The 24,866-nt window shown below is 72.8% G+C and carries 24 protein-coding genes and 1 pseudogene; 13 read left to right on the forward strand and 12 right to left on the reverse strand.

Annotation, left to right across the window (positions count from 1 at the left end; translation table 11 throughout):
• The first annotated feature begins 58 nt into the window (after window positions 1-58).
• Both ACIOD1_RS08140 and ACIOD1_RS08145 read left to right on the forward strand, forming a co-directional pair.
• The gene (locus tag ACIOD1_RS08140; RefSeq protein WP_365617204.1) at window positions 59-427 is read left to right on the forward strand and encodes a tyrosinase family oxidase copper chaperone; all 369 of its coding nucleotides are present in this window, start codon (window positions 59-61) and stop codon (window positions 425-427) included.
• Window positions 428-453: 26 nt separating this feature from the next.
• A complete protein-coding gene (locus ACIOD1_RS08145; RefSeq protein WP_365617202.1) occupies window positions 454-1,317 on the forward strand; it encodes a tyrosinase family protein in 864 nt (287 codons plus the stop codon).
• A 76-nt stretch (window positions 1,318-1,393) separates the two neighbouring features.
• Here the strand turns inward: ACIOD1_RS08145 and ACIOD1_RS08150 are convergent, their stop codons facing one another.
• Together ACIOD1_RS08150 and ACIOD1_RS08155 are read right to left on the reverse strand one after the other, a co-directional pair.
• On the reverse strand, window positions 1,394-1,675 hold the full coding sequence (locus tag ACIOD1_RS08150; protein ID WP_365617200.1) for a chaplin: 282 nt from the start codon (window positions 1,673-1,675) through the stop codon (window positions 1,394-1,396).
• A gap of 119 nt (window positions 1,676-1,794) precedes the next feature.
• Entirely contained in the window at window positions 1,795-2,133 is a 339-nt protein-coding gene (locus ACIOD1_RS08155; protein ID WP_365617198.1) for a hypothetical protein, read from the reverse strand.
• 107 nt (window positions 2,134-2,240) lie between these two features.
• On the opposite strand from ACIOD1_RS08155, the gene ACIOD1_RS08160 reads away from it, so the two are divergent.
• Window positions 2,241-3,755: a carboxylesterase/lipase family protein gene (locus ACIOD1_RS08160; RefSeq protein ID WP_401900993.1), complete on the forward strand. Its 1,515-nt coding sequence runs from the start codon at window positions 2,241-2,243 to the stop codon at window positions 3,753-3,755.
• Here ACIOD1_RS08160 and ACIOD1_RS08165 read toward each other — a convergent pair.
• Window positions 3,733-5,247: an alpha/beta hydrolase gene (locus tag ACIOD1_RS08165; protein WP_401900995.1), complete on the reverse strand. Its 1,515-nt coding sequence runs from the start codon at window positions 5,245-5,247 to the stop codon at window positions 3,733-3,735. The genes ACIOD1_RS08160 and ACIOD1_RS08165 overlap by 23 nt on opposite strands.
• 260 nt (window positions 5,248-5,507) lie before the next feature.
• Between ACIOD1_RS08165 and ACIOD1_RS08170 the strand changes: the two genes are divergently transcribed.
• The 3 genes from ACIOD1_RS08170 to ACIOD1_RS08180 are packed head-to-tail and all read left to right on the forward strand — an operon-like array spanning window position 5,508 to window position 8,783.
• Window positions 5,508-6,389, forward strand: a complete 882-nt coding sequence (locus ACIOD1_RS08170; RefSeq protein WP_401900997.1) for an alkaline phosphatase family protein — start codon at window positions 5,508-5,510, stop codon at window positions 6,387-6,389.
• Window positions 6,390-6,391: 2 nt separating this feature from the next.
• Window positions 6,392-7,747 carry an MFS transporter gene (locus ACIOD1_RS08175; RefSeq protein WP_401900999.1) on the forward strand — a complete coding sequence of 452 codons (1,356 nt, stop codon included), beginning with the start codon at window positions 6,392-6,394 and terminating at the stop codon, window positions 7,745-7,747.
• A gap of 7 nt (window positions 7,748-7,754) precedes the next feature.
• Window positions 7,755-8,783, forward strand: coding sequence for a hypothetical protein (locus ACIOD1_RS08180; protein WP_365617188.1), 1,029 nt, complete (start codon window positions 7,755-7,757; stop codon window positions 8,781-8,783).
• Between the two features lie 63 nt (window positions 8,784-8,846).
• On the opposite strand, the gene ACIOD1_RS08185 is transcribed toward ACIOD1_RS08180, so the two are convergent.
• Window positions 8,847-9,533, reverse strand: coding sequence for a GNAT family protein (locus ACIOD1_RS08185; RefSeq protein ID WP_365617186.1), 687 nt, complete (start codon window positions 9,531-9,533; stop codon window positions 8,847-8,849).
• A 140-nt stretch (window positions 9,534-9,673) separates the two neighbouring features.
• Between ACIOD1_RS08185 and ACIOD1_RS08190 the strand changes: the two genes are divergently transcribed.
• Window positions 9,674-10,480, forward strand: a complete 807-nt coding sequence (locus tag ACIOD1_RS08190) for an alpha/beta fold hydrolase (RefSeq protein WP_401901002.1) — start codon at window positions 9,674-9,676, stop codon at window positions 10,478-10,480.
• A gap of 135 nt (window positions 10,481-10,615) precedes the next feature.
• Complete coding sequence (locus tag ACIOD1_RS08195) at window positions 10,616-11,842, forward strand: MFS transporter (protein WP_401901004.1); 1,227 nt, start codon at window positions 10,616-10,618, stop codon at window positions 11,840-11,842.
• 63 nt (window positions 11,843-11,905) lie between these two features.
• Here the strand turns inward: ACIOD1_RS08195 and ACIOD1_RS08200 are convergent, their stop codons facing one another.
• Window positions 11,906-12,670 carry a GntR family transcriptional regulator gene (locus tag ACIOD1_RS08200; protein WP_401901006.1) on the reverse strand — a complete coding sequence of 255 codons (765 nt, stop codon included), beginning with the start codon at window positions 12,668-12,670 and terminating at the stop codon, window positions 11,906-11,908.
• A gap of 179 nt (window positions 12,671-12,849) precedes the next feature.
• Between ACIOD1_RS08200 and ACIOD1_RS08205 the strand changes: the two genes are divergently transcribed.
• The 3 genes from ACIOD1_RS08205 to ACIOD1_RS08215 all read left to right on the forward strand — a co-directional run bounded on the left by ACIOD1_RS08205 (window position 12,850) and on the right by ACIOD1_RS08215 (window position 16,075).
• A complete protein-coding gene (locus ACIOD1_RS08205; RefSeq protein ID WP_401901008.1) occupies window positions 12,850-14,199 on the forward strand; it encodes a PTS transporter subunit EIIC in 1,350 nt (449 codons plus the stop codon).
• A 44-nt stretch (window positions 14,200-14,243) separates the two neighbouring features.
• Complete coding sequence (locus ACIOD1_RS08210) at window positions 14,244-15,299, forward strand: SIS domain-containing protein (protein WP_365617177.1); 1,056 nt, start codon at window positions 14,244-14,246, stop codon at window positions 15,297-15,299.
• 80 nt (window positions 15,300-15,379) lie between these two features.
• Window positions 15,380-16,075 (forward strand): (2Fe-2S)-binding protein, encoded by a 696-nt coding sequence (locus ACIOD1_RS08215; RefSeq protein WP_401901011.1) that lies wholly within the window; start codon window positions 15,380-15,382, stop codon window positions 16,073-16,075.
• A gap of 75 nt (window positions 16,076-16,150) precedes the next feature.
• On the opposite strand, the gene ACIOD1_RS08220 is transcribed toward ACIOD1_RS08215, so the two are convergent.
• Window positions 16,151-17,911 (reverse strand): S8 family serine peptidase, encoded by a 1,761-nt coding sequence (locus ACIOD1_RS08220; RefSeq protein ID WP_365617173.1) that lies wholly within the window; start codon window positions 17,909-17,911, stop codon window positions 16,151-16,153.
• Between the two features lie 143 nt (window positions 17,912-18,054).
• Window positions 18,055-19,632, reverse strand: coding sequence for a cation:dicarboxylate symporter family transporter (locus tag ACIOD1_RS08225; protein ID WP_401901394.1), 1,578 nt, complete (start codon window positions 19,630-19,632; stop codon window positions 18,055-18,057).
• A gap of 67 nt (window positions 19,633-19,699) precedes the next feature.
• Here ACIOD1_RS08225 and ACIOD1_RS08230 point away from each other — a divergent pair, with 67 nt between their 5' ends.
• Both ACIOD1_RS08230 and ACIOD1_RS08235 read left to right on the forward strand, forming a co-directional pair.
• Window positions 19,700-21,385 (forward strand): sensor histidine kinase, encoded by a 1,686-nt coding sequence (locus ACIOD1_RS08230; protein WP_365617169.1) that lies wholly within the window; start codon window positions 19,700-19,702, stop codon window positions 21,383-21,385.
• A complete protein-coding gene (locus ACIOD1_RS08235; RefSeq protein ID WP_365617167.1) occupies window positions 21,382-22,086 on the forward strand; it encodes a response regulator in 705 nt (234 codons plus the stop codon). The genes ACIOD1_RS08230 and ACIOD1_RS08235 overlap by 4 nt, the downstream gene beginning before the upstream one ends.
• Here the strand turns inward: ACIOD1_RS08235 and ACIOD1_RS08240 are convergent.
• From ACIOD1_RS08240 to ACIOD1_RS08260, 5 genes and pseudogenes are all read right to left on the reverse strand, one after another.
• On the reverse strand, window positions 22,041-22,889 hold the full coding sequence (locus tag ACIOD1_RS08240; protein ID WP_365617166.1) for a tyrosinase family protein: 849 nt from the start codon (window positions 22,887-22,889) through the stop codon (window positions 22,041-22,043). The two genes, ACIOD1_RS08235 and ACIOD1_RS08240, sit on opposite strands and share 46 nt — an antisense overlap.
• Window positions 22,886-23,278 carry a tyrosinase cofactor gene (locus ACIOD1_RS08245; protein ID WP_365617164.1) on the reverse strand — a complete coding sequence of 131 codons (393 nt, stop codon included), beginning with the start codon at window positions 23,276-23,278 and terminating at the stop codon, window positions 22,886-22,888. The genes ACIOD1_RS08240 and ACIOD1_RS08245 overlap by 4 nt, the downstream gene beginning before the upstream one ends.
• A gap of 277 nt (window positions 23,279-23,555) precedes the next feature.
• Window positions 23,556-23,985, reverse strand: a pseudogene (locus ACIOD1_RS08250) (response regulator transcription factor); the annotation flags it as partial.
• Window positions 23,986-24,032: 47 nt separating this feature from the next.
• Entirely contained in the window at window positions 24,033-24,239 is a 207-nt protein-coding gene (locus ACIOD1_RS08255; protein WP_401901015.1) for a hypothetical protein, read from the reverse strand.
• 74 nt (window positions 24,240-24,313) lie between these two features.
• Window positions 24,314-24,718 (reverse strand): hypothetical protein, encoded by a 405-nt coding sequence (locus ACIOD1_RS08260; protein ID WP_401901017.1) that lies wholly within the window; start codon window positions 24,716-24,718, stop codon window positions 24,314-24,316.
• Window positions 24,719-24,866: the final 148 nt, after the last annotated feature.

The raw sequence follows: 24,866 nt of genomic DNA on the forward strand, positions 1-24,866 counted from the left end.
CCTCCCCCGCCGCCCCGCGTTAGACCCCGTGGCGTGGACACCGAGCGAGGGAGACCGTATGTACGCAGCACCCGCCGCCCCACCGACCCGTCGCGCGTTCCTCCGTACGGCCTTCACCGCGGCCGTCGCCGCCGGCACGGTCGCTGCCCTCGGGCCCCTCCTGCGGGCCAGGCGGCCCCGCCAGACGCTCACCCCGGCGCCGCTCGCCGAGGAGACCTACCGGGGCCGGCACATCAGCGTCGACCCCGTCTCGGCGGCCGTCCGCATCGACGGCCGGCCCCTGCACGTGATGCGCCGCGCGGACGGCAGCTACCTCAGCGGGATCAACCACTTCCAGTCGTACGGGACGCCCCTGGAACTGGCCCGGGCCGCCGTCGACGAACTCGGCACCAACCAACTGGCCCTCGCGGCCCCGCACCACGGCTGACGGACGGCAAGGGGAGGAGACCCGCGGTGTACACCCGGCAGAACCAGAGGAACCTGACGAGCGCCCAGAAGAAGCGGTTCACGGCGGCCGTGCTGGAACTCAAGCGGAACGGGATCTACGACGAGTTCGTCCGCACCCACGACAAGTACTTCGTGCCCGACCGCGACCGCAAGCTGCGCGTCGGGCACATGTCGCCGTCCTTCTTCCCCTGGCACCGGCGCTACCTCCTGGAGTTCGAGCGGCAGCTCCAAGCCGTCGATCCGGGGGTGTCCATCCCCTACTGGGACTGGACCGTCGACACCAGCCCCGTCTCCCCGCTCTGGGCGGACGACTTCCTCGGCGGCACCGGCCGCGAGGGCGACCGGCAGGTGACCACCGGGCCCTTCGCCCACGAGCGGGGCAACTGGACCGTCACCGTCGGCACGACGGAAGCCCGCTTCCTCACCCGCAACCTGGGCCGCCCGGGCAATCCGATCGCGCTGCCGACCCCCGCCGAACTCCAGGGGGCGATCGACGACCCGGTCTACGACACCTCCCCGTGGGACTCCACGGCCTCCGGCGGCGGCTTCCGCAACAAGTTCGAGGGCTGGGCGGCCCCCAAGAGCGAGCGCTGGCGCAACCACAACAAGGTCCACCAGTGGATCGGCGGCCACATGACGGGCGGCACCGCCCCCAACGATCCCGCCTTCTGGCTGCACCACGCCTTCGTCGACCTGGTCTGGGACCGCTGGCAGCGGCGCCACCCGGATTCCGGCTACCTGCCGGCCGCCCCCCTGGCGCTCGGCGACCCCCAGCGCGGCCGGGTGATCTCCCTCGACCAGCCGATGCCCCCCTGGGACGTCACCCCGCGCGAGTTGCTGGGCCACGGCGGGCTCTACCGCTACGAGTAGCACGCGCCGCGCCCGGCGCGCGCAAAGGGCCCCCGCCGCACGGCGGGGGCCCTTCGCGGGTCGGTGAGGGGGGCGATCAGCCGCCGTAGCCCTCGGTGTGGTGCTGGTCGCCGCCGCCCGAGGCGTTGACGCAGGTGTTGCCGAAGGCCGGGTTCAGCAGGCCGATGACGTTCACGGTGTTGCCGCAGACGTTGACCGGCACGTGAACCGGAACCTGGATCAGGTTGCCCGACAGGACACCGGGGGAGCCGACAGCCGCACCCTGCGCTCCGGCGTCGGCAGCAGCCAGACCCGCACCGGCGGCCAGGGCGCTACCGGCGGCAGCGGTGATGACGAACGCCTTCGCGATTCGCGACATCGAGTTCTCCTCGTGAGATGTGGGGCGCCACAGAATCTGCGGCATTTGACATGGCATACAACGCGGCGAGCGCCGAGTGGTCACGGTCCGTTCGCCTACCCGGTGACACCGGCCGTCCGCTACCGGGCGGCGCCGAAGCGCGCCGAGGCGAAGTACGGGCGCACCTGGGTCACCGTTCCCGGCCGCAGGACCTCCACCGCCGGGCCCGCGCACCCCGGGTCGCGGTAGAGGGTCACCGCGGCGGGAGTCCGGTTGGTGACCGCCCGGGCCCCGCCGCCCTCGGCCTTCACACAGCCCCGGGGGGAGGTCAGGCCATGGACCCGGTCGTCCTGGCCCACGTACTGGAAGTCGGGCCCGGGCGCGGCGGCGTGGGCCGCGCCCGCTCCCGCCAGGAGGGCGGCCGCCGGCAGCAGGAGGGACAGGCGGCGCAGGACCGGAAGTGTCAGAGTGGCTCGCATGCCGGTCCAACCCGGGCCGACCCCGGCCGGGACACGCCTTGTCACCCCCGGGACGGTTGTGCGAACGTGCCGGCGACGGAACCGGCCCCACACGGGAGGACACGCCGATGAGCGCGAGGGGCGGCGGCCGACGGCCCCGGGCCGACACCGGACAGGGCACCGTCGAGGGCCGCTGGGAGGCCCCGACCGGCGGCCCCGTGGCGGGCCCCCCGGCGCCCCCGGTCGCCGTCTTCCGGGGGATCCCCTACGCCGCACCGCCCGTCGGGGCCCTGACCTTCGCCGCCCCCGGGCCGCCGGCCGGCTGGGACGGCGTGCGCGACGCGGGGGCGTTCGGGCCCACCGCGCCCAAGGCGCCCTACCCGGACACCTTCGCCGCCCTGCTGCCCGACCCGGAGATCCCCGGCGAGGACTGCCTCACCGTCAACGTCTGGACCCCGGACCCGGCCCCCGGGGCCCGGCTGCCCGTCATGGTGTGGATCCACGGCGGCGCCCACACCCGGGGCTCCTCCGCCGTCCCCGTCTACGAGGGCTCCGCCTTCGCCCGCGACGGGGTGGTCCTGGTTTCGGCCAACTTCCGGCTCGGGGTCCTCGGCTACGGCCTCTTTCCCGACGCCCCCGCCAACCGGGGGCTCCTCGACCAGATCGCCGCCCTGGAGTGGGTCCGGGCCAACATCGGGGCCTTCGGCGGCGACCCCGACCGCGTCACCGTCTTCGGGGAGTCCGCCGGAGCCATCAGCGTCGGCGCCCTGCTCGCCTCCCCCCGCGCCGCCGGCCTCTTCTCGCGGGCCGTCCTGCAGAGCGGAGCCCCCGGGGTGTTGCCCCGGGACAAGGTGCGGGCCGTGGTCCGGCGGATGGCGGCGCTGCTCAAGGTGCCCGCCACCGCCAAGGCGTTCGAGGCGGCCGGGCTGCCCGCCCTGCTCGCCGCCCAGGCGGCCGTGCTGCGGCGCTCCTCCCCGCTGCTCGGCGGCCCCGCCTTCGGGCTGGTCATCGATCCTGACACGCTGCCCGACGACCCCCTGGAGGCCGCCTCGACCCGCGCCGTGCCGCTGCTGGCGGGCTGGACCGCCGAGGAGTACCGGCTCTGGCTCGCGCCGACCGGCGGGATGCGGCTGCTGGACCGGCTCGGACCGTCGGCCGTGGCCCTGGCCCGGGTCCGCAGCGGCAAGGACGGGAACGCCGTACGGGCGCTGCGCGCCGCCCTGCCCGGGGCCGGACCGGCCGACCTCGCCGGGCACCTGATCACGGACCGGCTGCTGCGCGATCCGCTGCGCCGGCTCGCCGGGGCCCGCCGGGAGGCGCCGAGCCACCTCTACGAGTTCCGCTGGCCCAGCGGCGTACCGGGCCTCGGGGCCTGCCACGCCCTGGAGCTGGGCTTCGTCTTCGACACCCTCCGGGTGCCCGAGAGCTCCTGGCTGGCGGGCCCCGACGCCCCGCAGGCGCTGGCCGACGAGATGCACGGGGCCTGGGTCCGCTTCGCCGTCACGGGGGATCCGGGATGGGCGCCCTGGGACGGCGACGGCCCGCCGAAGGTGTTCGGCGGGCCGGAGCCGGAAGCGGTGCGGGAGACGGGGCCCCTTGGGGCGGCTCCGGACGCCCCGGTTACTCCACGGGTCCTTCCATGACCTTGCTGATGAACTGGATCGGGCCCTCGCCCATGTTCGGCACGTAGGTCTTGGCGTTGTGCTGGCCGCCCGGGATCACTCTCAGGCTGGTGTGGATGGGGCCCTTGGTGTAGTTGGCGATGAATTTCTGCACGTCCGGCAGGGTCTTCTTGTTGCTCTCGTTGTCGCCGACCTGGAAGGCGAGGTAGACCTCGGGGCCCTTCTTGTCGATGAGCTGCTTGGCGAGCAGCTCCGGGTTGTTCTCGGCCTTCTCCTTGTCGTGGCCCTTCCACAGGGAGGAGTCCGGGACGATGTCGGGGCCGGAGGCGACCACGGCCTTGAACTTCTCCGGGTACTTGAGCACGGCCTTGAGGCCGGCGAAGCCGCCGGTGGAGGAGCCCATGAAGGCCCAGCCGTCACGGGACTTGACCGTGCGGAAGTTCTCGCGCATCAGGTCCGGGACGTCGTCGGTCAGCCAGCTGCCCATCTTGGGCTGGCCCGGGATGTCGGAGCCGTCCCAGTAGATGCCCTTGTCGTCGGGAGCCGGGTTCAGCACGGGCATGGCGAGGATGAAGGGCTTGCTCTTGCCCTCGCTGTACCACTTGCCGATGCTGGTCTGGAGGCCGAGGTCGGTCCCCATCCAGTAGTTGTTCGGGAAGCCGGCGCCGCCGGGCAGGGCGATCATGACCGGGAAGCCGCTCTTGGCGAACTTCGGGTCGTTGTACTCCTTGGGCGCCCACACCCAGACCTTGCCGGTGAAGCCCGACTTCTTGCCGGTGATGGTGGTGACGGCCACGTGCGTGCCGTCGCCCAGGGTCATCGAGTTCTTGAAGTCGGCCGCCGGGCCGGTGGGCATCGACATCTTCGAGCTCGCGGCCGGCTTGGCCGCGTCGCCGTTCTTCGCGCCGGCGTCCTGGCCGAAGGAGACGGCCTTGCCCTTGTCGGTGAAGGGCGGTATTTCGAAGTACGTCATCGCGCCCGCGGCGATGCCCGCGAGGGCCAGCACCGTGACGCCGCCGATGATCCAACGCTTGGCCTTGGACTTGCGGCGCGGCGGCTCCTCCCCGTACGGGGGCCGGGAGCCGTCGTGGTCGTCGTAGTGAGGCTGCTGCCCGTACCCCTGCTGCCCGTAACCCTGTTGGCCGTACCCCTGCTGCCCCTGCCCGTACCCCGGCTGTCCGTAGCCCTGCTGCGGGTGCGGCTCCTGCCGGTACCGCTCCTGCTGGTACGGGGGTTGCTCGTAGCGCGGCTGCTGCTGCGTGGGCTGCTCGCCCTGCTGCCGGTACTGGTCCTGGCCGTACGCGGGCCGCTCCTGCGGGGGCCTGCCGCCCTGCTGCGGTGGCCCCTGCGGGGGTTGGCCGTACGCGGGTCGGTCCTGTGGCTGCCGGGCCTGGGGCCACCCCTGCTGCCGGCCCTGCTGTCGGTCCTGCTGCCGCCCGTACGGGGGCTGCTGCGGGTACTGCCCTTCCGGCCGGGTCGGCGGCTGGGACTGCCCGTCGGGTTCGTACGACATCTGCGGTTTGTCTCCGGCTGTTGCTGCCCCGTCTGGGGATGGACTGCTTCCGTTCGAATGATGACCGAAAGTGCTCAAAGGTTCCGCATTTTTGCTTCTCTTGGTTTTTCAAGGGGGTGGGCATTACCCGACTCCCAGAGGGCCTGCGGAGTTCCCGTGCTGTTCGCCGCCTATCCCTGGCCCATGCACATGCCCCTGGGTATGGTGCGTCCGCCCCGTCCCCAGAACCCCTCTGCCTGGAGGTATGTCCCGTGTTTGGCATGACCACTTCACGGTCCGGCCGTAAGACCGCCCTGGCCGCCGCCTTCGGCCTCACCGCCGCCGGCGCCGCGCTCTGGGCCGGCATCGGAGCCGCTCAGCCCGCGCACGCCGCCACCTTGCCGGCCCCTGACCACGTCGTCGTGGTGGTGTTCGAGAACCACGCCTACAACCAGGTCATCGGCAGCTCCAGCGCCCCGTACATCAACTCGCTCAAGACCGGGGGAGCCAACCTCACCAACTCCTACGGCATCACGCACCCCAGCCAGCCCAACTACTTCCAGCTCTTCTCCGGTTCCAACCAGGGAGTCACCGGAGACAGCTGCTACACCCCCGGTTTCAGCTCCGCCCCCAACCTGGCCTCCGAGCTGATCGCCGCCGGCAAGACCTGGGCCAGCTACAACGAGACCCTCCCGAGCCAGGGCTCCACCACCTGCTCCAGCGGCAACTACGCCCGCAAGCACAACCCCTGGTTCGGCTTCTCCAACGTGCCCACCAGCACCGCGAAGACGATGACCCAGTTCCCGACGAACTACACCACCCTGCCCAAGGTGTCCTTCGTCGTCCCGAACCTCTGCAGCGACATGCACGACTGCTCCGTCGGCACCGGCGACACCTGGCTGAAGAACAACCTCAAGGCCTACGCGGACTGGGCCAAGACCCACAACAGCCTCCTCGTCGTCACCTTCGACGAGGACAACCGCCTGGCCGGCAACAAGATCCCCACCGTGCTCTACGGCCAGCCCGTCACCCCCGGCAGCACCTCGGCCACCACCTACAACCACTACGACATGCTCCGCACCCTGGAGGGTCTGGCGGGTCTGAGCACCCACGCCGGAAATGCCGCCACCGCCACCGACATCACGGGGATCTGGGCTTCCTGACCATGTACGTCGCGGACAGTCGCGGTACCCCCGCGCCCGCCGTGGCCCCCGAGCAGCAGGCCGTCGCCCCGGGCACCCGTCCGGGGCGGCGCGCCGCCCTCGCCCCCACGGTCCTCGCCCTCGGCACGGTCAGCCTGATCACCGACGTCTCCTCCGAGATGGTCACCGCCGTGCTCCCCCTCTACCTCGTCGCCGGGCTCGGCCTCAGCCCGCTCGGCTTCGGCCTCCTCGACGGCCTCTACAACGGCGTCAGCGCCCTGGTCCGGCTCACCGGCGGCCACCTCGGCGACCGCCTCGGCCGCCACAAGGCCCTCGCCGGCATCGGCTACGGCCTCTCCGCCCTGTGCAAGCCGCTGCTGCTGCTCGCCCACACGCTGCCCGCGATCGGCGCCGTCCTCGCGCTCGACCGCACCGGCAAGGGACTGCGCACCGCCCCGCGCGACGCGTTGATCTCCCTGGCCGCCGCCCCCGAGGACCGAGGACGCGCCTTCGGCGTGCACCGCGCCATGGACACCGCCGGCGCCCTGATCGGTCCGATCCTCGCCTTCCTCATCCTGCGCGGTGCCGCCGACGGCTACGACGCCGTCTTCACCGTCAGCGCCTGCGTGGCCGCGCTCGGCGTCCTGGTCCTGGTGCTGTTCGTACCGGGCCGCGAACGGGCCCCCGCCCCCGGCCGGAAGGGTCACGACACCGGGCACGACAGCGGGCACGTCGCCGGGCGCCGCTCCGGTTCGGAGACCGCGCCCGTGTCCCTGCGGGCCTCCCTCGGCCTGCTGCGCCGCCCCGAGCTGCGCCGCATCGGCCTCACCGCCCTGCTGCTGGGCCTGTGCACGGTCAGCGACGCCTTCGTCTTCCTGCTGCTCCAGCGCGCCACCGGGATCGCCGACCGCTGGTTCGCACTGCTCCCGCTCGGCACGGCCGCCGCTTTCTTCCTGCTGGCCCTGCCGCTCGGCCGGCTCGCCGACCGGATCGGCCGCCGACGCGTCTTCCTCGGCGGACACCTCGCCCTGCTCCTCGCCTACGGACTCCTGCTGACCGGCGGCCACCTCCCGGCGCTGCCGTACGCGGTGCTGCTGCTCCACGGAGCCTTCTACGCCGCCACCGACGGCGTCCTGATGGCCGAGGCCGCCGGAGCCGTCCCCGAGGAGAACCGGGGCGCCGGGCTCGCCCTCGTCCAGACCGGCCAGGCCGTGGCCCGCTTCGCCGCCTCCCTCGGCTTCGGCGCCGCCTGGACCCTGTGGGGCGCCCGACCCGCGCTCGCCGTGGCCGCCGTCCTGCTGGCCGCGGCCGTCGCCTGCTGTCTCGCGCTGAGGCCCGCCGACGCCCGACCGCCCACCCCCGCACGCAAAGGACCGTAGAGCCCCCATGACCCTCAAACGCCGGATCCTGATCCTGGTCGCCGCCGTCGCCGTGCTCGCGGCGGTGGGGGTGCTCGCCTTCGCCCGCGCCTCCTCGCGGGCGCAGGAGAAGGACCAGGCCCGGCCCGGTGGCCCGCGGGTCACCGAAGGCCGGGTCACCCTCGCCCCGGCCGGCGACGGGCGCAGGATCGTCTTCCGCAACATGGCCTGGGGCCCCCACCGCGACGAACTGGCCACCGTCCCCGCCGGCGCGCCCGCAGGACCCCGTACCGCCTCCGGGGTCAGCTGCCTGCGCTTCCACTCCGCCGGCGGCACCGGGATCTGCCTGCGGGCCGACAAGGGCGCCGTCCCCGAGAGCTACCGCGCCGTCGTCCTGGACGCCGAGCTCAAGGAGGTCGCCTCGCGCCCCCTGGCCGGCATCCCCACCCGGGCCCGGGTCTCGCCCGGCGGCCACCTCGCCGCCTGGACGGTCTTCGTCGGCGGGGACTCGTACGCCGGGACGAACTTCTCCACCCGCACCTCCCTGCTCGACCTGCGCACGGGGAAGTACGACGCCTCCCTGGAGGACTTCGCGATCGTCAAGGACGGCAAGGAGTACCGCAACGCCGACGTGAACTTCTGGGGGGTCACCTTCACCCCCGACGAGAAGGCCTTCTACGCGACCATGGCCACCGGCGGCCGGACCCACCTGATCCGCGGCGACCTCGCCACGCGCACGGTCACCACCCTGCGCGAGAACCTCGAATGCCCCTCGCTCTCGCCCGACGGGACCCGTCTGGTCTTCAAGAAGAGGGTGGAGGGCCTCCCGGCCGACGCGCCGTGGCGGCTGTACGCGCTGGAGTTGGCCTCGATGAAGGAGACCCCGCTCGCCGAGGAGCGCAGCGTCGACGACCAGGTGGTGTGGACGGACGACAGGACCGTCGTCTACTCCTTGCCGGGCGACTTCGGGGCCGACCTGTACGCGCTGCCCGCCGACGGCGGCGGAGCCCCGTCCCGCCTGATGGACTCCGCCCTCGCCCCGGCCTTCCTCGGCTGAACGCGAGGCGGGCAGGGGCGGGGCGGGAAGGCCGGGGCGGTGGGGAACGGACCCCGAGGACCCTTACGCCGGGATCAGTGTCTTGCGCCGACGCTTGCGGGGCGCGGCGCCGGAGAGCCGCAGTTCGATCAAGGTGCGCACGGTGGGCCACTCCTCGTCGAGGACCGAGTAGAAGGCCGTACTGCGCACCGCGCCGTCGAGCCCGCGCGAATGGGCCCGTCGGACCCCTTCACAGGTGAATCCCAGCCGTTCCATCGCCGCGCGCGAACGACCGTTGCGGGCGTCCGCGCGCAGCGAGATCCGGCGCACGCCCCAGGTCTCGAAGGCGTGGCGCAGCATGAGCAGCTTGGCCTCGGTGTTGATGCCCGTTCCCTGGGCGCCCGGCGACAACCAGGTGTTCCCGATCTCGGTGGCATCGGGGATCGCGGTCGCCGGATCTCCGAAGGGCACCCCGGGCACGGCGGGCCACACCAGCGGGCCTTGCCAGTAGTCGAGTTCGAGGAACCGGGTCGAACCGACGACCCGCCCGTCCATGGCTCTGACCACGGCGAACGCAAGCGATCGACCCGCTGCCTGATCGGCTACGGCGCGGTCGATGTACTCGTGGGACGCCTGCAACCCGTGGGGCACGGGAGTGAAGGCGTAAGTCGTACGATCCTCGGCCCCGGCCTGGGCCAGGGCCTCGGTGTGGTGGGGGGCGAGGGGCTCGAGCCGCACGGAGCGGCCGGCGAGGAGTACGGGTACGGGCACGGAGCCTTCGGTCCTTCTGGGCGGTGGGGTGGTTGCACAGTCTGCGTCCCTGACGTCGCCCCCCGTGCAAAACACGGGTGAAAGGCAACGGGCTGTCAGGTGAACGCGAGTGGCTCAATGTAGCCCCTTAAAGTCCTCTCATGAACCCCCGATTCGGCAATGACGCGGTATCGATTTTCGATGACTTCGGTCCCCGCGACGGAGCGGCCGTAATCCTGATCCACGGACATCCGTTCAACCGCTCCATGTGGTCCCCCCAGACGGCCGCCCTGGTCGCCGCCGGCTACCGGGTCATAGCGCCTGACCTGCGGGGATACGGTCAGAACCCGCCGCTGGGGGAGAAGACCCTCCTCGCGGACCTCGCGGACGATCTGGCCGCGCTGCTCGCGCGTCTGGACGTCGAACAGGCGGTCGTCGGCGGAGTGTCCATGGGAGGCCAGATCGCGCTTGAGGTCAGGTTGCGCCACCCGGGTGTGGTACGGGCCCTCGTTCTGGCCGATACCTCCCCCGCCCCGGAGACCGGGGACGGCGCGGCCTTCCGCCGGGCGCTGGCCGAGCGGCTCCTCGCGGAGGGCATGGCGCCCTACACCGAGGAGGTGATCGACAAGATGCTCGCTCCCTACAACGTGACGGGGCAGCCCGAGGTCGCCGCCCGGGTGGGCGCGATGATGCGGGCCACCGACCCGCGCGGGGCCGCCGCCGCCCTGCGCGGGCGCGCCGAGCGGCCCGACTACCGGCCCGTGCTCGCGGAACTGCCCGCCTCGGTGCCCTGCCTGGTGCTGGTCGGCGCGGACGACGTCTACACCCCCGTCGCCGAAGCCGAGGGCATGTGCGCCCTCGCCCCGCACGCCCGGCTCGCGGTGATCGAGGGGGCCGGGCACCTGCCGGGCGTGGAGCGGCCCGAGGCCTTCAACCGGGCCCTGCTGGAGTTCCTCGGCGAGCTCTGAACAGCGGGCCGGGCCGGTCGGTCGGGCCGGGGGCGAGCCCGTCGGTAGGGACCGGGGGCGGGCCGGAAGTGGTCCGCCCGATCCACCGCCGATTGGACCACGGGGGCGGGCCGCGACCCTGGTCCAATGGTGCCCGTGACGAATCGGTTCCTGCCCGCGCCCGGAGCGCCGCGCCGCCTGGCCGCCGCCCAGCTGAGCAACTCCGTCGGCGACGGGGCGTACTACGTGTGCTCCGCCCTCTACTTCACCCGTGTGGTCGGCCTCTCGCCGGCCCAGATAGGGCTCGCCCTGACCCTGGCCTGGGCCGTGGGGTCCGTGGCCGGGGTACCGCTCGGGGCGCTCGCCGACCGGCGGGGCCCGCGCGGGCTCTCGGTGCTGCTCGCGGTCGCCACCGCCTGCTCGGTGGCCTCCTTCCTGTTCATCCGGTCCTACGGTGCCTTCCTGTGCGCCGTGGTCCTCTACGCCGTCTCCCAGTGCGGACTCGCCGCCGCCCGGCAGGCGCTGCTCGCGGGCGTGGTCGCCCCGCAGGAGCGGACGGGGGTGCTGGCCCACCTCCAGTCCACGCTCAACGCGGGACTCGCCCTCGGCGCGGCCCTCGGCGGGCTGGCCCTGGGGGTGGGGACGGAGCGGGCGTACCTGTCGGTCTTCGCCCTGGACGCGGTGGGCTTCCTGGTCTGCGCCGCCCTGCTGCGGGGGCTGCCGCTCGTGGCGCCGGTGCCGGGCCGGGCGGCGGGGGAGCCCCGGCTGGCCGTCCTGCGGGACCGGCCGTACGCGCTGGTGACCCTGCTCAACGCCGTCCTGTTGTTGCGGATGCCGCTGCTGAGCCTGGCCCTTCCGCTGTGGGTGGTCCAGCGCACCACGGCTCCGGGGTGGGTGGTGTCGGCCCTGTTCGTGCTCAACACCCTGGCCGTGACCCTGTTCCAGGTGCGGCTGGCCCGGAAGGTGGGCGACCTGCCGAGCGCCGGGCGGGCGCTGCGGGTGTCCGGGCTGGTGACGGCCCTGTCCTGCGCGGTGTTCGCCGCCGCCGCGCTGCCCGGTCCCGCGTGGGCCGCCGGGGCGCTCCTCGTGGTGGGCGCGCTCCTGCTGTCCGACGGGGAGATGCGGCAGTCGGCCGGCTCCTGGCAGATCGGCTTCGCGCTGGCCCCGGCCGAGCGGATGGGCCAGTACCAGGGCTTCTTCGGGACGGGCGTGCCGGTGGCCCGCACCCTGGGCCCGCTGTTGCTGACGACGCTGGTCGTCCTGTGGGGGATCCCGGGATGGCTGCTGCTGGGCGCGCTGCTGCTGTCGGCCTCGTACGCGATGGGCCCGGCCGTGCGCTGGGCCCGGTCGGCGAGCGCCCCGGCCGTGCGCGTGCCCGCGTAGGAAAGGGGTCTTTCGTCGTGCCCCCGGGTGCCCATCGGCGCCCGGGGGCGGCGGCGTGCCGTGTCAGTCTGTCTGGAAGGTGGTGCGCAGCCGGTAGCGGTCCCCGCTGTACTCCACCGTCGACAGCAGGAGCGGCCGCTGTTCGCGCGTGTACACGGTCTGGTCGAGTACGAGCACGGGCGCGCCCGGCGCGATGCCGAGGTGCCCGGCCAACTCCTCGTCCGCCGAGCGGGCCTCGATCGTGGCCTCGGCCCGCTCCGGTTCCACGCCCCAGCGGACCAGCTCCTCGAAGAGGGAGGCCTCGCGGAAGTCGGCCCGGACGAGGTCCGGCGCGAGTTCCAGGACGAGGAGGGTGCGGTCGAGGGCGATCCGTACGTCGTTGAGCAGGCGCACCCGCTCCAGGCGCATCAGCGAGGTGCCCGCCGGGACGCCGAGGCGGTCGGCGTCGTCCAGGGACGCGGTGACCTGGTCGTGGCGCAGGACGAGCGAGCCGGGCCGCATGTGCTTGCGCCGGGCGGTGGCGGTGAAGGACTCCAGGTCCTTCGGCCAGTCGCGGGCCGGCGCCGGCGCCGTCGGGGTGGCGACGAACCAGCCGCGGCCGTGCGAGGAGGTGACCAGACCCTGGTCCACGAGGTGGGCGAGGGCCCGGCGCAGCGTGACGCGGGAGATGTCGAGGCGGGTGCACAGTTCACGCTCGGCCGGGAGCTTGCTGCCCTCGGACAGGCCGCGTCGGGCGATCTCCTCGCGGATCCGGTCGGCGGCCCGCGACCACAACGGATCGGCTCCGAGGGCGGGCGGGGCGGTGGCGGGCGAGGAGTCGGCGGTCATGCCCGCAAGCATACCACTCACTACCAGTTGGTCAGGGTCGTAGGGCCTGACTCCAGGGGACCTTGGCAGCGAGTGGGTGTCTCCGGGAAAGACCACACCAGACCACTATTGACCACTAAGAAACAAGTAAGTACCTTCGGGATCGTCCCCCCGACCCCCGCTCGACGAGGAGTACCGCGATGAGTACGGCCACCGCACCGGCCGCCGGCAAGAAGTCGGCCCGGATCATGCCGGTCATGCAGCGCATCGGCCGGAGCCTGATGCTGCCCGTGGCCACCCTGCCCGCCGCCGCCCTGCTGACCCGGCTCGGCGGCGCCGACCTGCTCGGCCGCGAGAACTTCCCGGTGCTCATCCAGAAGTTCGCGATGGTCCTGGCCGCGGCCGGCGACGCCGTCTTCGCCAATCTGCCGCTGCTCTTCGCGGTCGGCGTGGCCATCGGCTTCGCCAAGAAGGCGGACGGATCCACCGCCCTGTCCGCGGTGGTCGGCTACCTGGTCTTCAAGGCCGTGCTCGCCAGCAAGGCCTTCCCGGTCGGCGCCGACGGCGAGCCCCTCGACGCCAAGGTGCTCGGCGGCATCGTGATGGGCCTCGTCGCCGCCCTCCTCTACCAGCGGTTCAGCCGCACCAAGCTGCCCGACTGGCTCGGATTCTTCGGCGGGCGCCGCCTCGTGCCCATCCTGAGCGCCTTCGCCGGCGTCGGCATGGGCATCGTCTTCGGAGTGGTCTGGCCGACGGTCGGCAGCTGGTTCTTCCACTTCGGCGAGTGGCTCGTCGGCACCGGCGCCTGGGGCGCGGGCCTCTTCGGCCTCGTCGTGCGCGCCCTCATCCCCATCGGGATGCACCACTTCTTCTCGTTCTTCCCCTGGTTCGAGGCGGGCACCTTCGTCAACCCGACCACCGGCGCCGAGGTCCACGGGGACATCCACCGCTTCCTCGCCGGAGACCCCACCGCGGGCCAGTTCATGACCGGCGGCTTCCCGATCTACATGTTCGCCCTGCCGGCCGCCGCGATGGCCATCGCGCACACCGCCCGCCCGGAGAACCGCGCCATGGTCAAGGGCATGATGATCTCCGTCGCCCTGACCGCCTTCGTCACCGGCGTCACGGAGCCCATCGAGTTCGCCTTCATGTTCGTGGCCCCCGTGCTCTACGCCATCCACGCCGTCCTCTTCGGCGTCTCGATGGCCCTGTGCTACGCCCTCGGCATCCGCGACGGCTTCGGCTTCTCCTCCGGCGCCATCGACTACGTCGTCAACTTCGGCATCGCCACCAAGCCGCTGCTGCTCATCCCGATCGGCCTGGCCTTCGCCGCCCTCTACTACGTGATCTTCCGCTTCGCCATCGTCAAGTGGGACCTGCCGACGCCGGGTCGCGAACGCGATCCGGACGCCGAGGAAGCCAAGCCCGCCAAGGCCGTGCGGGGCGCCCGGCCCACCGAGCCGGCCGAGGGCCCCGAGGCCGCCGAGGCCCCAGAGGCCTCCGGAGCTCCCAAGGCCCCCGGGACTCCCAAGGCCGACTCGCCCGCCTGAGCACCGCCCCACCCGCACCTTCCCCACCGCCAGGAGCCACCACCATGTCCGGATCCCGCATCACCTTCCTCGAAGGCCAGGCCGACCAGGGCGCAGCCCTCGCCCGGATCGCCGAACGCGTCCGCACCCGGCTCGCCTCCCCGGAGTCGGCCGCGCTGCGCACCGCCCGCCGCCCCCTCTTCACCGGAATCGGCGCCTCGTACGCAGCCCTCGCCGTCCCTGTCCAGCAGTTGCGCGAGGCCGGAGTCGTCACCCAGCGCGTGCTGTCCAGCGAGATCGAGACCGGCACGGCCGGCTTCGAGACCGACTGCCTGATCGCCGTCTCCCAGGGCGGGCGCAGCTCCGAGACGCTCGCCGCCTTCCAGAACGCCGCCCCCGGGGTCACCCGGACCGCGCTGCTGAACGTGGCGGCTTCCCCGATGGGCGAGCTGGCCGACCTCGTCGTCGACCTCGGAAACGAGCCCGACTCCTACGCCTCCACCATCGGCTACACCGGCACCATCGTGGCCCTCGACCTCATCGCGGGCGCCCTCGCCGGGCGCGACGGCGACCCGTGGGCCGACATCGCGGAGCAGACCACCGCGGTCCACGAACAGTCCACCCAGGTGGTGGCGGCCCTCAAGGAGCGCGGCGCCCGCTGCATCGCGTCCGACGGGGTCGCCGCCGGAGCCTCCCGGGCCTCCGCCGAAGAGGGCGCGCTCCTGCTGCGCGAGGTGGTCCGGATGACCGCCGCGCACTCCGCCACCCGCAACTACCTGCACGGGGAGATGGAATCGGCGGGCAACACCCTGCACCTGGTCTACGGAGACGGCCGCGAGATCGAGCTGGCCCGCTCGCTGGCCGGCGCGGGCCACCTGACCCTGCTGCTCACCACCGTGGACGTGGACGTCGCGGAGAACCTCCACACCGTCCGGCTGCCGAAGACCGCCGACGCGGTGCGGGTGGTCCTGGAAACCGTGGTCCTCCAAGAGCTCGTGGCGCAGCTCAGCGCCGAACGGAACGTGCCGATCGAGTCGTTCGTCTTCGCCAACGACGACACCAAGGAAGGCGGCCTCGACATGTCCGACTTCGAGGTCGCGGCCTACTCCCCGGCGTCCTGATCGCGCCGACACCGCAGTGACCCGGGGGCGCCACCGGAGCCCCCGGGTCTTCGACGCGGTCCGCCTGAGATCATCCGGGCATGGACTCCGTCACCGAACCGGCCGACTTCGCCGCCGTCCTCACCCGGCTGGCCGCCGTCGGCCCGTTCTTCACCGTCGCCCACGGCGAGGAGCCGCCCGCACCGGGCTTCCGTCCGCTGACGGAGCTGTACGGGGCGCACCTGCGACCGTACGTCGCCGAGGTCGGGCGGCGGATCGGCAGCGGGCCCGGCCGGGTCGCCGCCTCGACCGCGCAGTTCGGGATCGCCTCGCGGCTGTGGTCGCTCGGGCTCGGCTGCGCCGCCCTCGCCGGGCGGGTGCCGGATCTCGACCCGGACCGGGTCCACTGGAGGCTGCCCGCCGCCGGTTCGCTGGAGCTGTGGCTGCCGGAGCCGGCCGGGCTCCCCGCCGAGGCCCTCGGCGAGAGCGTCCTCGGCAACCTGACCCGGCTCGACACCGCACTGCGGGAGGCCTATGGGGTGTCGGCCCGGGTGCTGCGGGGCAACACCGCCTCCGGGCTGGTCGGCGCCCTGCGGATGCTGATGGACCGGGTCGAGGGGGACACGGCCGTGGAACTGGCGGGCGCCCTGCTGGCGGAGGACGGCGCCCTGTCCGGCACGGGCACCTTCCTCCACGAGCCCGGCCTCGGGGTGGCCTTCGTCCGCCGCAGCTGCTGCCTCTACTACAAGGTCCCGGGCGGCGGCCTCTGCGGGGACTGCGTCCTGCGCACCCGATGAGAAGGCACGGGAACGACGGAGGGCCACCGGGGAACGGTCGAACCGTTCTCCGATGGCCCCCGACACCCGGTTCGACTAGAAGGTCAGGTTCCAGGAGTCGATCTTGCCGGTGTCGCCGCCGGCGTTGTCGTTGACCCGGAGCTTCCAGGTCCCGTTCGCCACCTCCGAGGAGGCGTTGACGGTGTAGGTCTGGTTGATGTTGTCGGCGCTGCCGCCGGCCCGGTTGTGCACCGTGTAGACGGTGCCGTCCGGAGCGACCAGGTCGACCTTGAGGTCACCGATGTAGGTGTGCGCGATGTTCACGCCCACCTTGAGGGTGGCCGGTGCGTTGCCGCTCACACCGCTGACGGCGATCGGACTCTCCACGGTCGCGTTGTCGGCGATCGCGAAGTCGGCCGTGTTCTCGAAGTACTTGCCGGCCGGCGGCGTGGTTCCGCCGACCGCCTTCAGCGCGTCGACCTGGCCCTCGCCGAAGAAGGCGTTGTTCGCCGCGGTGCCCGTGCAGCGGTTGTCCGACGGGCAGGCGATGTCGTTGGCCTGGGTGGCCAGCTTGTCGCGCAGCTGCGCCGGCGTGATGCCCGGGTTGGCACTGGCGAGCAGCGCCGCGACACCGACGACGTGCGGCGTGGCCATCGAAGTGCCGCTCTTGGTGCCGTACTTGCCGCCCGGCAGGGTGGAGTAGACGTCGCTGCCCGGAGCCGCGACGTCGATGACGCCCGCGCCGAAGTTGGAGAACGAGGCCTTCGTGACGCCGGTGCCGTTCGCCGCGACCGTGACCACGCCCGGGAGTTCGGTCGGGATGTCCAGGCAGGCGTTGGTGATGGTGCGGGTGACCGGCGTCGAGTCGTTCGGGCTCGCGCTGTCCGTCGTCTTGTGCGCGAGGTCGTAGTTCTCGTTGCCCGCCGCGGCGACCTGGAGGGAGCCCTTGCCCTCCGCGTACTGCTGGGCGCGGGTGACGCCCTCGATGATGGCGGCCTGGTCGATGTTGTCCGGGCAGTTGAACTGCCACGGGTCGGTGTAGTAGCTGTTGTTGGTGACCTTGAAGCCGTGGTCACCGGCCCACACGAACCCGCAGATGGTGTTCTCGGCGAAGAAGAACGAGTTGCCGGGCTCGGCGACGCGGACCGCGGAGATCTTCACGCCCGGGGCCACGCCGACGACGCCCTTGCCGTTCTTGGCGGCCGCGATGGTGCCGGCCACGTGGGTGCCGTGGGTGTCCACGTCACGCCAGGCGCCGGCGCGGGTGTCGGGCTTGCCGTACGCGCAGGAGACCGAGTCCGCCGCGTTGAAGTTGGGCGCCAGGTCCTGGTGCTGGTCGTCCACACCGGTGTCGAGGATGCCGACCTTCACGGACGCCGAGCCGGTGGTGACCGCCCAGGCCTGGTCGGCCTTGATCTGGCTCATGTCGGCGCGGACGGGCTCGCCCGCCGCCGTGCTCGACTGCGCCGGGTTGGCGGGCAGCGCCGGGTTGTAGGCGTCGGCCGGTACGTCCGAGGTGCGCGTCGCGCCCACCTTCTGGACCCCGCTGACCCCGCGCATGGTGGTGGCGAAGCCGGCCGAGGCGGAGTGGGCGACGATGACGCCGATCGCGTCGAAGGTCGAGAAGACCGTGCCGCCGTTGGCGGTGACGGCCGAGCGTACGGCCGTGCTGTCACCGGGGGCGGAGATCACGAGGTAGGCACGGGTGCCGGCAGCCCAGGTCGCACTCTGGGAAGCCGGGGCCGCAGCCTTGGGGACGGCCGAAACGGCGGAGCCCGAGGGGGAGACGGGAGCGGTACCGGCCAGCGCGGCCGGGGCTCCGAAGGTGAGGGCGGCGCCTAGGGCGGCCGCCAGCACGAGGGTACGTCGAGGTCGGCTGGATATGTGGGGTATCAATGCGTCCTCCGATGACCCGGCGGTGCGTGTGGCACGTACCGGGTCGTACGAAACGAGTGGTGGACGCAAGATGTCAGACGTACCGCCCCGTAGGGAAGTACCTTTTACCGCACTGGATTTACCGGCCTGCCGGCCGAAAACAGCTGCCGACCGGGCGGGGCACCGTGGGGGCGAGCCCTGCCCGGCCGGCGGTCGCGCGGGTACCGGTCAGGCAGGTACCCCGTCCTTGGGGGCCGCCGGGGCGCCCGCGGCGGGCCCGGGCACGGCCGCCGTGCTCGCGTCGGCGGCGTCCTGGGCGTCGTGGGCACGGCGGCCGTGCCGGGGGTGTCGGGACCGGCCGGGGTGGCCGGGTGGTCGTCGTCGATCAGGGTGGTCTCGTCGAACGGCGCCCGACCCGCGAGGACTTCGGCGGCGCGCTCGCGGTCGAACTCCTTGGTCCAGGTCCCGATGAGGACGGTGGCGACGGCGTTGCCCGCGAAGTTGGTCATGGCGCGCGCCTCGCTCATGAACCGGTCGATGCCGACGATCAGGCCCACTCCGTCGACCAGTTCGGGCCGGTGCGACTGGAGGCCTCCGGCCAGGGTGGCCAGCCCGGCCCCGGTGACCCCGGCGGCGCCCTTCGAGGCGATGATCATGAACAGCAGCAGGGAGATCTGCTCGCCGAGCGCGAGGGGTTTGCCCATCGCTTCCGCGACGAACAGCGAGGACATGGTCAGGTAGATGGCCGTGCCGTCCAGGTTGAACGAGTACCCGGTGGGCACGGTGATGCCGGTGACCGGCCGCGACACCCCGAGGTGCTCCATCTTCGCGATCAGCCGGGGCAGCGCCGACTCCGAGGAGGAGGTCGACAGGATCAGCAGGAACTCCCGGCCGAGGTAGCGCACCAGTGAGAACACGCTGATGCCCGTACACACCCGCAACAGCGTGCCCAGCACCACGAAGACGAAGAGCAGGCAGGTGGTGTAGAAGCCGATCATGATCACGGCGAGGGACTTCAGCGCGTCCATGCCGGTCGCGCCCACCACCGCGGCGATGGCACCGAACGCGCCCACCGGCGCCGCCCACATGATCATCGCCAGGATTCGGAACACGAGCTTCTGTACGTGCCCGATCCCGCGCAGCAGCGGTTCGCCCGTCCTGCCCATGGCCTGGAGCGCGAACCCGGACAGCAGCGCCACCAGCAGCGTCTGGAGCACCTCGCCCCCGGTGAAGGCCGACACCAGCGTCGTCGGGATGATCCCGAGGAGGAACTCCGGGGTGCTCTCGGCCCCGCCCGCCTTGGCCTGCGCCTCTCCGGCGTGCCGGACCGCCTCCGTCAGGTGCAGCCCGCTGCCCGGTTCGAGGAGGTTCCCGACGAGGAGCCCGATGGCCAGGGCCACGGTGGACATCACCATGAAGTAGCCCAGGGCCAGCCCGCCGACCGCCCCCACCTTGGCGGCCTTGCGGACGGAGCCGATCCCCAGCACGATCGTGCAGAAGATCACGGGCGAGATCATCATCTTGATGAGGTTCACGAAGCCCGTGCCCAAGGGCTTCAGCTCCACGGCCACGCCGGGCGCGGCGAAGCCGACGGCGATGCCGAGCAGTACCGCGGCGATCACCGCGATGTAGAGATAGTGCGTTCTGTCGCGCCTGGCGGCCACGATGCCTCCCGGGTGGTGAATGTGTCCCGGGAGGACCATCGCCCGTGCTGTGACCCCGGTCACCCTTGCGTTCATTGAGTTCACGGCCGGGTGCACACTGAGCGCCATGTTCCGCTTCCCCCGTCCGCCCCGGAGCCTCGCCGGCCAGCTCTTCGCCATGCAGGTGCTGGTGGTCGCCGTCGTCATCGCGGGCTGCGCCGTCTTCGCGTACGCGACCGCCCGCGGCCAGGCCGAGGACTCCGCCCGGCGCCAGGCCGGAGCCGTGGCCGGAGCCGTGGCCGACTCGCCCTCCGTGCGCGAGGCCGTACGGGGCGCCGCGAGCGGATCCGACCCCTCGGCCGCCCTCCAGCCCTACGCCGAGCGGGTGCGCGCCGACTCCGGCGTGGACTTCGTGACGATCATGGCCCCGGACGGCCGGCGCTGGACCCACCCCGACCCCCGCCGCATCGGCGAGCGCTTCCTCGGCAACACCGCACCCGCCCTGCGCGGCGAGACTTTCAGCGAGACCTACACCGGCACGCTGGGGCCCTCCATCCGCGTGGTCACCCCGCTCGCCGACGTCGACGGGAGGATCGTCGGTCTGGTCAGCGCCGGCATCACCGTCCGCGCCGTCAGCGACCGCCTCGCCGAGCAGCTCTCCGCCCTCGGCTGGGTCGCCGCCGGGGCGCTGGCCCTCGGGGGAGCGGGTACGTACGTGGTCAACGCCCGGCTGCGCCGGCACACCCACGGGATGAACGCCGCCGGGCTGAGCCGGATGTACGACTACCACCAGGCGGCCCTGCACGGCGTCCGCGAGGGGCTGCTCCTGCTCGACGGCCACCGCCGGATCACCCTCGTCAACGACGCCGGTCGCGAACTGCTGGGCCTGCGCGGGCGGATCACCGGTACCGGGGTCGCGGACCTCGGCCTCCCGGCCCCCCTCACCGGGGCCCTGCTCGCCGACCGGCCCCGGGTGGACGAGGTGCACCTCACCGCCGACCGGGTCCTGGTCGTCAACAGCTCGCCCGTCGCCGGCGGGGGGCGCAGGGGCACCGTGGTCACCCTGCGCGACCACACCGAACTCCAGGCGCTCGCCGGGGAACTGGACCACGAGCGGGGTTTCACCCAGGCGTTGCGCTCCCAGGCCCACGAGGCCGCCAACCGGCTGCACACCGTGGTCTCCCTCATCGAGCTGGGTCGTTCCGAGGAAGCGGTGGAGTTCGCCACCGCGGAGCTGGAGCTGGCCCAGGCCCTGACCGACGAGGTCGTCACCGCCGTGGGCGAACCCGTCCTGGTCGCCCTGCTGCTCGGCAAGGCCGCCCAAGCCCACGAGCGGGGCATCGAGCTGGTCGTCACCCCCGACAGCGGGGCGATCGACGCCGGCCCGGGCATCCCGCCCGCCCGGGACCTGGTCACCGTGCTCGGCAACCTCATCGACAACGCGGTCGACGCCCTCACCGGAGTCCCGGCCGGGCGGATCGCCGTCACCGTGCGCCGCGACCCCGCCGGGCTCCTGCTGAAGGTCGCCGACAACGGCCCCGGGCTGCCCGAGGGGGTGGACGTGTTCCGGCGGGGCTGGTCCGGCAAGGGGGAGGGGCGCGGCCTGGGCCTGGCCCTGGTCCGGCAGGTGGCCCACCGCCACGGGGGCACCGTGGACGCCGCCGAAGTGCCGTGCGGGGGAGCGGAGTTCACCGTACGCCTACCGCCCGCCGAAACGGGGCCGGCGCAGGAACCCCCGCCCCCGCCGGTCGATCCCGGGCTCCCGCCCGGGTACCGCATCCCGGGGCAGCGCACCGCGGGCGGATCCTCGTGAGCGCGCCCGAGGTGCGGGTGCTGGTGGTCGAGGACGACCCCGTCGCCGCCGACGCACACGCCCTCTACGTCGGTCGGGTGCCCGGGTTCACGGCCGTGGCCGCCGTCCACTCCCTCGCCGAGGCCGCCCGGGTGCTGGAGCGCACCCGCGTGGACCTCTTGCTGCTCGACCTGACCCTCCCGGACGGGCACGGGCTGCGCTTCGCCCGGGGGCTGCGGGCCGCGGGCCATCCCGTCGACGTGATCGCGGTGACCTCCGCGCGTGATCTCGCGATGGTTCGCGAGAGCGTCTCGGTGGGCGTCGTGCAGTACGTACTGAAGCCCTTCGCCTTCCCGACCCTGCGCGAACGGCTGCTGCGCTACGCGGAGTTCCGTGCGACGGCGGGCGAGGCGGCCGGTCAGGACGACGTGGACCGGGCGCTCGCCGCCCTGCGCGCGCCCGGTCCGACGGAGCTGCCCAAAGGGCTCAGCGCCCCGACCCTGGACCGGGTCGCGGCGCTGTTGCGGTCCGCCCCCGAGGGGCTGACCGCGGCCGGGGCGGCCGCGGCGGCCGGGACCTCACGGATCACCGCCCGCCGCTACCTGGAGCACCTGGTGGACACGGGCCGCGCGGACCGCGCCCCCCGCTACGGCCAGGTCGGCCGCCCCGAACTGCACTACCGCTGGAGGGCGGAGGCGGCCGGCTCGGTGTCGAACGTGTAGAACTTCCGGTGGTCGAGCATGTCCGCCGGGGTCACGTCGTTCCAGGGCCGCATCGTGTCGCGCAGGTCCACGACGTTCGCCGTGCCCGCCGTCGGCAGGTACGTCGACTGGGGGTGCCTGGCCTGCCAGTCGGCCCACAGCTTGTCGATGTAGGCGTGGTGCATCCAGAACACCGGGTCGTTCGGGGAGACGCCGGTGGCCATCTGGCCGCCGACCCACACGTGGACCCGGTTGTGCAGGTTGGCCCCGCGCCAGCCCTCCAGGTTGTTGCGGAAGCCGCCGGACGAGCTGTTCCAGGGGGCCGCGTCGTAGACCGGCATCGCCAGCACGGCCTCCACCTCGGCCTTGGTGGGCAGTTGGGCGACGCCCTCGCCGAGCGCGCGCCGCAGGTAGGCGCGGCCGTCCACGCGGACCGTCACCTCCCACTTGCCGGCGGCGTAGGCGAAGGGACCGTCGAGGACCTGACCGTCGCGGGCCCGCCCGGTGCCGCCGAGGAAGTCGCCGGCCCACAGGGAGGAGCGGGAGGTGCGGTCGACGGTCCAGTCCCAGTAGGGGAGCGCCACGCTCGCGTCCACCGCCTGGAGAGCCGCTTCGAACTCCAGGAGAAACCGGCGGTGCCAGGGGAGGAAGGAGGGGGAGCGGTGGCCCACCCGGTCGCCGGAGTCGGTGTCGCTCATGATGAAACCGTTGTGGGTGGTCACGAAGCGGTCGTAGCGGCCGGTGCGCTTCAGTTCGAGCAGCGCGTTGGCGAAGGCCCGCTTCTCCTCGGCGGTGAGGGTGGCCTGGTTCTTGCGGACGGTCATGCCGTGCCACCCATCTGCATCGGCGCGAGCTGGGAGCCCTGGAGGTCGCGCACGGCGGCCCGGGCGAGCGAAACGGGCTCGGCGAAGGTCTCGTAGTGGTTGACCACGCTGATCCAGGTGCCGTCGGCGTTCTGCATCACGTGCAGTTCACGCCCGTCTATCGTGACGGTCGGCAGGCCCGGGGAGTGGTGGCCCCCGTGGTGGCCGCCGCCCGTGGCGGGGGTTATGCGTATGCGGCGGCCCTGGTACACCTCGTCGACGGTGCCGGCGGGGGTGGTCGCGGCCCGGGAGTCGGTGGCGGCGGCGTGCGCGGTGGCGCCCGCGATGCCGAGGACGGTGAGTGCACCGGCAGTGGCGCCCAAAGCCTGCCGGCGGGTGATCTTGTTCATGAGCGAAGAACTACCAGCGTGACCAGGCCAGTTGACCGCTATCCGGACATGCGCAGACAAGTTCTGCATACAACCATATGAGTGATCTTCCCGTCCCGACCGTCTCCGCCGCTTCGGGCGGGAGGATTTCCGGGGAAAGTGCCATGTGGCAGGAATTCTTATGGTGTTGAACGGGTCATATGGAAGGGGTCACACTCCGGAATCGGCCGGAAGACGCAGCGTGAAACGGCCGCCGGGACCCGATCCGGCCGACAACGCGCCCCGTGCGCGGCGGCGATGTCCCGCGCGATGGCCAGGGTTCCAGGACCAGGTCCCCGACCTCGACGAGGGCCGGCCGGGCGGCGGCCACGCGCCGCAGCAGGGCGCGCAGCCGGGCCTGGAGGATCAGGTACGAGAAGGGCTTGGTGAGGTAGTCGTCCGCCCCCGTGTCCAGGCCCTCGGCCTCGTCGTACTCGCTGTCCTTCGCGGTGAGCATCAGGATGGGCGTCCACAGCCCGGCGGCCCGCACCGCCCGGCAGACCCGGTGGCCGTCGAGGCCGGGGAGCATCACGTCGAGCACGATCGCGTCGTACTCCCCGGCGAGGGGCGAGCCGCAGCCCCTCGTTCCCGTCGTGCGCGAGGTCGACCCTCAGCCCCTCCGCCTCGAACCCGCGGCGCAGGACGGAGGCGAGGGAGGCCTCGTCCTCGACGATCAGGATGCTGCTCATTGCCCGAATCCTACCTATTAAGCCGATTAGCGCGGAACGTGCCGGGATCAGTCGTAGAAGTCGCGGCCGAAGTCGCCCGAGCGCTCGCGGACCTCTTCCTTGGACGGGCGCCGGTCCGAGTCCTCGCGGCCGTGGGAGCCGGTCCGGTCGTTCCGCGCGGGGTCGGTGGCGCGGCCGGTCTCCTTCTCGTGCCGGACCACCGCTCCGGTCTTCGCGTCCACGTCGATCTCGTGGCGCAGCTCGCCGACGTTCACGCGCACCTGCCACAGCGGCCGGGACTCGCTGCCCTGGATGGAGATCCGGGAGACGAACCCGTCGCCCGCCCCGGTCAGGGCGGTGCGGGCGGCGGCCTTCCGGTCGACGCGGGCGGCGTCCAGCTTGGCCGCCGGGATCTCCAGGTACGGGCGGGCTCGACGTCGGTGATCCTGCCCCCCGCCACCGAACGCTCGGCCGTGGCGACGGCCTGGATCCGGGTCGTCTTCGGGCCGCCCTTCTCGGCGGGGCCCGCGGCGGCGTCGGGTGCGGCCTTCGGGGTGGTCCCGGGGGCGGGGGCCTCGGCCGCGACGGGCTCCGTGGCCGGGGTCGCCTCGGCGGCCGGGGCCGAGCGGGCCTTGTCCACGCCCGCGCCGGAATCCGAACCGCAGGCGGTCAGCGTGAGGCCGAGGGCCCCCGCGGCGAGGACGGAGGCCACCAGGCGGTGGCGGGGCGAGGCGAACGGACGGCTGTGGGGCATGGGGTGTCTCCCGGCTGCGTGGTGGCGCCGTGCGGGGTTCCGTGCGGCGATGACCCCACTCTCGGTGGCCCGCCTGAACCGTCCCTGAAGGTTCCTGAACCCGTCTTCAGGCTTCCGCCGGGGGGTGTCGGGGGGTGCCGGGGGGTGC

It is taken from the genome of Streptomyces sp. NPDC088097, assembly GCF_044741845.1.
In the GTDB taxonomy this organism is placed as follows: Bacteria; Actinomycetota; Actinomycetes; order Streptomycetales; family Streptomycetaceae; genus Streptomyces.

Coding starts and splice junctions, on each gene's coding strand:
- ACIOD1_RS08140 (WP_365617204.1), top strand. CDS start 59: ATGTACGCAGCACCCGCCGCCCCACCGACCCGTCGCGCGTTCCTCCGT.
- ACIOD1_RS08150 (WP_365617200.1), bottom strand. CDS start 1,675: ATGTCGCGAATCGCGAAGGCGTTCGTCATCACCGCTGCCGCCGGTAGC.
- ACIOD1_RS08155 (WP_365617198.1), bottom strand. CDS start 2,133: ATGCGAGCCACTCTGACACTTCCGGTCCTGCGCCGCCTGTCCCTCCTG.
- ACIOD1_RS08160 (WP_401900993.1), top strand. CDS start 2,241: ATGAGCGCGAGGGGCGGCGGCCGACGGCCCCGGGCCGACACCGGACAG.
- ACIOD1_RS08165 (WP_401900995.1), bottom strand. CDS start 5,247: ATGTCGTACGAACCCGACGGGCAGTCCCAGCCGCCGACCCGGCCGGAA.
- ACIOD1_RS08170 (WP_401900997.1), top strand. CDS start 5,508: ATGACCACTTCACGGTCCGGCCGTAAGACCGCCCTGGCCGCCGCCTTC.
- ACIOD1_RS08175 (WP_401900999.1), top strand. CDS start 6,392: ATGTACGTCGCGGACAGTCGCGGTACCCCCGCGCCCGCCGTGGCCCCC.
- ACIOD1_RS08180 (WP_365617188.1), top strand. CDS start 7,755: ATGACCCTCAAACGCCGGATCCTGATCCTGGTCGCCGCCGTCGCCGTG.
- ACIOD1_RS08190 (WP_401901002.1), top strand. CDS start 9,674: ATGAACCCCCGATTCGGCAATGACGCGGTATCGATTTTCGATGACTTC.
- ACIOD1_RS08200 (WP_401901006.1), bottom strand. CDS start 12,670: ATGACCGCCGACTCCTCGCCCGCCACCGCCCCGCCCGCCCTCGGAGCC.
- ACIOD1_RS08205 (WP_401901008.1), top strand. CDS start 12,850: ATGAGTACGGCCACCGCACCGGCCGCCGGCAAGAAGTCGGCCCGGATC.
- ACIOD1_RS08210 (WP_365617177.1), top strand. CDS start 14,244: ATGTCCGGATCCCGCATCACCTTCCTCGAAGGCCAGGCCGACCAGGGC.
- ACIOD1_RS08215 (WP_401901011.1), top strand. CDS start 15,380: ATGGACTCCGTCACCGAACCGGCCGACTTCGCCGCCGTCCTCACCCGG.
- ACIOD1_RS08225 (WP_401901394.1), bottom strand. CDS start 19,632: ATGGTCCTCCCGGGACACATTCACCACCCGGGAGGCATCGTGGCCGCC.
- ACIOD1_RS08230 (WP_365617169.1), top strand. CDS start 19,700: ATGTTCCGCTTCCCCCGTCCGCCCCGGAGCCTCGCCGGCCAGCTCTTC.
- ACIOD1_RS08240 (WP_365617166.1), bottom strand. CDS start 22,889: ATGACCGTCCGCAAGAACCAGGCCACCCTCACCGCCGAGGAGAAGCGG.
- ACIOD1_RS08245 (WP_365617164.1), bottom strand. CDS start 23,278: ATGAACAAGATCACCCGCCGGCAGGCTTTGGGCGCCACTGCCGGTGCA.
- ACIOD1_RS08260 (WP_401901017.1), bottom strand. CDS start 24,718: ATGCCCCACAGCCGTCCGTTCGCCTCGCCCCGCCACCGCCTGGTGGCC.